The following is a 5,521-nucleotide window of genomic DNA, read 5'->3' as shown; positions in this document are numbered from 1 at the left end:
AGAATACCTACCGCGTTAAAGAGGTCTTCTACACATTACAAGGGGAAGGCGCTCAAGCCGGACGTCCTGCTGTTTTCTGCCGTTTCTCTAAATGCAATTTGTGGAATGGCCGCGAGGACAGCCGTACTGCCGCTGTCTGTAAGTTCTGTGATACCGACTTTATCGGTACCGACGGACACCTGGGTGGTGAGTATTCTGCAAGTGAACTGGTAACAATCATTGCATCGCAGTGGCCAGGAGAGACCTCAGGAAATTCAGTTCAGGGAAAGCCCTATGTCGTCTGTACCGGTGGCGAGCCAGCGCTCCAGCTTGATTCAGCGCTTGTCGATGAGCTGCATAAGGCAGGGTTTGAGGTTGCCATCGAAACCAACGGCACCCTGCCGTTACCGGACGGTATTGATTGGATATGCCTTAGCCCGAAAGGCGACTCCGAACTTGCCGTCATCAACTGCGACGAACTGAAACTGGTATACCCACAAGCAGATGCTCCACCAGAACGCTTTGATTACATCGTCGCTGAGCATTGCTACCTGCAACCAATGGCAGACTTCGAGCCTGTAGTGATCGCCAGCGACAAGCTTGAAGGGGCAAAAGAAGGTCTATCTGTTTCCAACACCGGAAAAGCCGTGGATTACTGCATGAAGCACCCAAAATGGAAGCTCAGCTTGCAGACCCACAAACTGCTCGGAATAGAATAAGGCCACTCAGCGTCACAGGGTAAAAGCGACCTTCGTTTTCAGCTCACCGGCTTCGTAGCGCCGGTGAACGTCTGCAACCGCACTCGCCGATTGCACCTCTGTTTCAGGCACCGTGATGCGCCCAGCATCGACTTCTTTCGCTAACCAGCTGAGAAAGCGGCCATGAGTCGCTCTGCCTTTACCACTCAGTAAAGGTAACAACATAAACACGGCATGAATGCTCAAGGCTTTAGCATGCGCTTGAGTCAGGTCGTAAGTATTACGAGCATTGATGGTTGCAACCTGACCGCCTGGAGCACAGGCATGTAGCGCTGTCTGAAAGCTCTCACCACCGAAGGTATCGAGCACCTTATCGAACTTGCCTGCATGTTCAGCCGCCTCTCCGTGCGACATTGCAGTCACATTAAACGAGGCGATCTGATCGCGGCGGATGTCATCCCCGGCAGTGGCCGTAACAGCAACACCACGAAGCTTAGCGAGTTGCAGAGCCATCTGGCCGACGCCACCAGATCCTCCCATAATCAGACAGGATTCATCTGCCTGTAAGTGCAGGCGTTCAATCGCTTCAAAGGCCGTGATCGACACCAAGGGAAGAACCGCTGCCTGCTCAGCTTTAACAGAGTGAGGAGCCAATGCCATAAGGTCGGCATCGACCACGATGTAACGACACAGCGTCCCGCTACTTCCTTTTACTCCACCCGCACAGCCATAAACGATATCGCCTTCAGAGAAGCCGGTCACCTGCTCACCAACAGCAATGACCTCACCGGCGAGGTCACAACCGACCACATGATTATCCGAGGCAATTGGCGCCAGCCCGGCGCGGATTTTGGTGTCGATCGGGTTAAACCCCGAAGCTATGACCCTGACCAGTAGTCCGCCAGGAGAAACATGCGGCATATCAAGTGAAGTTTGCTCCAGAACTGTGGGGGCGCCTGTTTCAGCGAAATACCAGCCACTGTTACTATGCTGTGCGGTATTACTCATGGTGGCTGCTCCCCAATAGTTGGCTGATGATATCGCCTATGAGTTCATCATCTTTACGAGTACTCAGGTAACTCGCGAACACCTGGCGCGTCATTTCAGGAACATCGGATACTTCATGCAGCTCACCACTTTCGAGGTAAGGTGCAACCATAGTCGCAGGTAAGTAACCAGCACCACCGTGCATCAGGATGCTGTCGAGAGCAATACGGCCAGTATTGGTTTTGAGCACTGGCGCCGCCATACCTTTAAATTCCTGAGCGTGCTGAATACGAAACGACGTCCCCCAATCAACCATCACGTAACCGAGCTCGGCGGCCTGATTCCATTCAGAGCATTTTTCAGAAGCGACCATGACCAGAGGCACAGACATAACTTCGCGGGTCACCAGTTCATCGGCTTTCGGGGCGTCAAACACCAACGCCAGATCTAACGAGCGTTCGAGAATCTGTCGTACCAGCGCGCTGCTGCTATGCGCCATTGCGCTGACTGCCATACCCGGGCGTCGCAACAAAGCCGGCAGCTTCTGTTGCAGCACGGCGTCCCACAGGTTTGGCGTAGCGCCAAGCGCGAACTGATAATGACGGTCATCGGCAATGGCCACCTCGTGGCGGATGCGCTGCTCCAGAAGCACACTACTTTCAGCCAGGGGGATGAGTTTCTCGCCTGCAGGCGTCAGCTGGATGTTGTTTCGCTGTCGGGAAAACAACTCAACACCCAAAAGACCCTCAAGCTGGCGAATGCGGAAGCTCACCGCAGACTGGGTCAGGTAGAGGTTTTCAGCCGCACGACCAAAATGCCGGGTGCGTGAGACTTCCATAAATGTTTTAAGTAGATCCGTATCCATTTCAACCAGAAAACTTTCACGTAACGAGAAGATTTTTTCGTTTTACCACAGACACGCCCCTGACCATACTCCGCCCAACACAAAAGACCGATTTCTTTTGTGATCGACAACTTTGATGATGGCAGGTGCTTTATGAGTCAAATTCAAGCGAAAAGCTTTGAAACTTCAAAGAAATTCTTTGACGATGCTAACTTTCCACGTGGTTTTCAGCGCTCAGGTGACTTTACGCGCCAGCAGGCTGACATCCTCGAGAATATGGGCGATGCTCTGAAGTCGCTGCACGAAGGAACACGCGAAGCGGCGACCGATGAAGAAGTCCGCTTTGTTGACTTCTGCCAGCAGAAACTTGAGCCTATTAACGCGGTCGAACGCGCATGGGCCGCCTATTGCAAAGCGCTTGCTCGCAAGCAGATTTATTTTACAGCCTCCTCCTCAGCATCGGAGGCAGACTATGAGAACACGGAAACAGATGACTGATCATGTACTCGGCTTCATCGAAGCTGTAGAACTCCCGGACCTTGGCATCGGCTGCGACGCCAAGGTGGATACCGGCGCTGCTACCAGTAGCCTTCATGCTGACCATATTGAAGAGTTCAGACGCGATGGCGAACTCTGGGTGCGGTTTCACGTAAAGTTTAATAAACAGTCAGCCCGGATTGATCAAACGTGCGAAGCGCCGGTCGTCGAGCAGCGTGTGATCACCAGTTCGAACGGGCATAGCTCACAGCGTTATATTATCGGTACAGAAATGAACGTAGGTGGCCTGAGCTTTAAAACTGAAATCAGCCTCAGTCACCGCGGCAGTATGAAGTACCCTATGTTGATAGGCCGAAAGGCTATCAAAGGCCGCTTTCTTGTGGATGTCAGTCGCGGCTGAGCGAAGCATCTTATCTATTAATTTTTTCAGTCGTTGCTATGACCCATCAGGAACCCGTTATGAAAATTGCCATACTGTCACGCAGTGCCAGCCTCTACTCAACCCGACGTCTGATTGAGGCAGCCGAGGCCCGCGGACATGAAGTGCATGTACTGGATACGCTGCATTGCTATATGAACATCAACAGCGTTGACCCCAAAATGCACTATAAAGGTGAGCAATTAGAGGGCTTTGATGCTGTCATCCCTCGTATTGGCGCATCAATCACGTTCTACGGTACGGCGGTACTGCGTCAATTTGAAATGATGGGTGTGTATCCACTGAATGAATCCGTAGCCATCAGCCGCTCACGGGATAAGCTGCGTTCCATGCAGCTGATGTCGCGCAAAGGCATCGGCATGCCAGTGACCGGCTTTGCCCACAGCCCGGATGATATTCCGGACCTGATCCAGATGGTCGGTGGCGCTCCTCTTGTGATCAAGCTTCTTGAGGGAACTCAGGGTATTGGTGTGGTACTGGCTGAGACGAAGAAAGCCGCAGAAAGTGTGATCGAAGCCTTCCTGGGCCTGAAAGCCAACATCATGGTACAGGAATACATTAAAGAAGCGTCCGGTGCTGACATCCGCTGCCTGGTCGTGGGCGATAAAGTTGTTGCTTCTATGAAGCGTCAGGCTGCCGAAGGTGAATTCCGCTCGAATCTGCACCGCGGTGGTACGGCAACGGTTGTACGAATCACCCCTGAAGAACGGGCCACCGCAGTGCGTGCCGCCAAAACCATGGGGCTTAACGTCGCGGGTGTCGATATCCTGCGTTCAAACCATGGTCCGGTGGTGATGGAAGTAAACTCATCCCCCGGCATTGAAGGTATTGAGTCTTCTACCGGTATCGATGTCGCCACTAAAATCGTGATGCATATTGAGAAACATGCGCGCGCGCACAACACCAAAACAAAGGGCAAGGGGTAAGCGTTTACAAACAGCATCCCCTCTCGTATAGTTCGAATGCGCCCCAGTAAAACCGGGCGCGGTATTTATCTGGGCAGCCATGGCTGCCCTTTTGCGTTCTGAGGAAGAAACACATATGCACGCCATCATGAATACCTATGGCCGTTTACCCATAACCTTTACCCACGGTAAAGGCTGCTGGTTGTACGACACAGAAGGCCGTAAGTATCTGGACGCCCTGACCGGTATCGCTGTTTGTGGCCTGGGTCATGCGCACCCCGCCGTTACCGCTGCGATTCAGGAGCAGGCGGGCCAGCTCGTTCATACATCAAATCTGTACGGCATCGGCCGACAGCAGGAACTGGCTGAAAACCTGACCCGTATTTCGGGCATGGATAACGTGTTCTTCTCTAATTCAGGCGCAGAAGCCAACGAAGCCGCCATCAAAATTGCGCGAAAATACGGCCACCAGAAGGGCACTTCAGAGCCTGTCATCGTGGTGATGACCAAAGCTTTCCACGGTCGTACCATGGCAACACTGACGGCTACCGGCAACGCGAAAGCGCAGGAAGGTTTCGGCCCTCTGCTGAATGGTTTCGTGCGTGTCCCTTACATGGATGCCGATGCCATCCGCGCAGTCGTTCGCGCAAACCCGAATATCGTCGCGGTTATGCTGGAACCTGTTCAGGGTGAAGGTGGCCTGGCAACGGCCGGCGAAGATTACATTAAAGCTGTGCGTGATATCTGCGACCAGAATGACCTGCTGATGCTGGTTGATGAAATACAGACCGGCAACGGGCGTACTGGCAGCTACTTCTGCTACCAACAATTCGGCATTACTCCGGATGTTGTTACCACAGCCAAAGGGCTCGGCAACGGTGTACCTATTGGTGCCTGTCTCGCCCGGGGCAAAGCAGCCGAAGTACTGCAGCCCGGAAGCCACGGGTCGACCTACGGCGGAAACCCATTGGCATGCGCCGCCGCGAACGCGGTAGTGACGACCATAGAAAATGAAAAGTTGGCTGAGAACGCTGCTCACATGGGTAACTACCTCGCCAGTGCTTTCAACGTGCGTTTACAGGACAACCCTCTGTTCTCCGAAATCCGGGGACGTGGCTTGATGATGGGGATTGTTCTGACCAAAGACTGCACCGAATTAATGGCAAAGGGC

General features: G+C 53.2%; 7 protein-coding genes. 5 read left to right on the top strand and 2 right to left on the bottom strand.

Annotation, left to right across the window (positions count from 1 at the left end; all coding sequences use genetic code 11):
• The coding region (gene queE, locus B2067_RS04985) for a 7-carboxy-7-deazaguanine synthase (protein WP_301387654.1) at positions 1-698 on the top strand (698 nt) is incomplete at its 5' end.
• A 12-nt stretch (positions 699-710) separates the two neighbouring features.
• Here the strand turns inward: queE and B2067_RS04980 are convergent.
• Both B2067_RS04980 and hdfR read right to left on the bottom strand, forming a co-directional pair.
• A complete protein-coding gene (locus B2067_RS04980) occupies positions 711-1,685 on the bottom strand; it encodes an alcohol dehydrogenase catalytic domain-containing protein (RefSeq protein WP_301387653.1) in 975 nt (324 codons plus the stop codon).
• Positions 1,678-2,529 (bottom strand): HTH-type transcriptional regulator HdfR, encoded by an 852-nt coding sequence (gene hdfR / locus B2067_RS04975; protein ID WP_068440275.1) that lies wholly within the window; start codon positions 2,527-2,529, stop codon positions 1,678-1,680. The genes B2067_RS04980 and hdfR overlap by 8 nt, the downstream gene beginning before the upstream one ends.
• Before the next feature lie 132 nt (positions 2,530-2,661).
• Here hdfR and maoP point away from each other — a divergent pair, with 132 nt between their 5' ends.
• The 4 genes from maoP to B2067_RS04955 form a co-directional block, all read left to right on the top strand.
• Positions 2,662-3,006, top strand: coding sequence for a DUF413 domain-containing protein (gene maoP, locus B2067_RS04970; RefSeq protein ID WP_076514898.1), 345 nt, complete (start codon positions 2,662-2,664; stop codon positions 3,004-3,006).
• Complete coding sequence (locus B2067_RS04965; RefSeq protein ID WP_068440268.1) at positions 2,981-3,406, top strand: ATP-dependent zinc protease; 426 nt, start codon at positions 2,981-2,983, stop codon at positions 3,404-3,406. The genes maoP and B2067_RS04965 overlap by 26 nt, the downstream gene beginning before the upstream one ends.
• Before the next feature lie 59 nt (positions 3,407-3,465).
• Entirely contained in the window at positions 3,466-4,371 is a 906-nt protein-coding gene (gene rimK, locus B2067_RS04960) for a 30S ribosomal protein S6--L-glutamate ligase (RefSeq protein WP_068440265.1), read from the top strand.
• 115 nt (positions 4,372-4,486) lie between these two features.
• Positions 4,487-5,521 (top strand): aspartate aminotransferase family protein (locus B2067_RS04955; RefSeq protein WP_301387651.1); only part of this gene is annotated, 1,035 nt, incomplete at its 3' end.

Source organism: Thalassolituus sp. UBA2590 (genome assembly GCF_002339775.1).
In the GTDB taxonomy this organism is placed as follows: Bacteria; Pseudomonadota; Gammaproteobacteria; order Pseudomonadales; family Oceanobacteraceae; genus Thalassolituus.
This window is presented reverse-complemented; position numbering and strand designations above follow the sequence as displayed.

Excerpts from the sequence above, each read along its gene's own strand:
- B2067_RS04980 (WP_301387653.1), bottom strand. The coding sequence starts at position 1,685 with ATGAGTAATACCGCACAGCATAGTAACAGTGGCTGGTATTTCGCTGAA.
- hdfR (WP_068440275.1), bottom strand. The coding sequence starts at position 2,529 with ATGGATACGGATCTACTTAAAACATTTATGGAAGTCTCACGCACCCGG.
- maoP (WP_076514898.1), top strand. The coding sequence starts at position 2,662 with ATGAGTCAAATTCAAGCGAAAAGCTTTGAAACTTCAAAGAAATTCTTT.
- B2067_RS04965 (WP_068440268.1), top strand. The coding sequence starts at position 2,981 with ATGAGAACACGGAAACAGATGACTGATCATGTACTCGGCTTCATCGAA.
- rimK (WP_068440265.1), top strand. The coding sequence starts at position 3,466 with ATGAAAATTGCCATACTGTCACGCAGTGCCAGCCTCTACTCAACCCGA.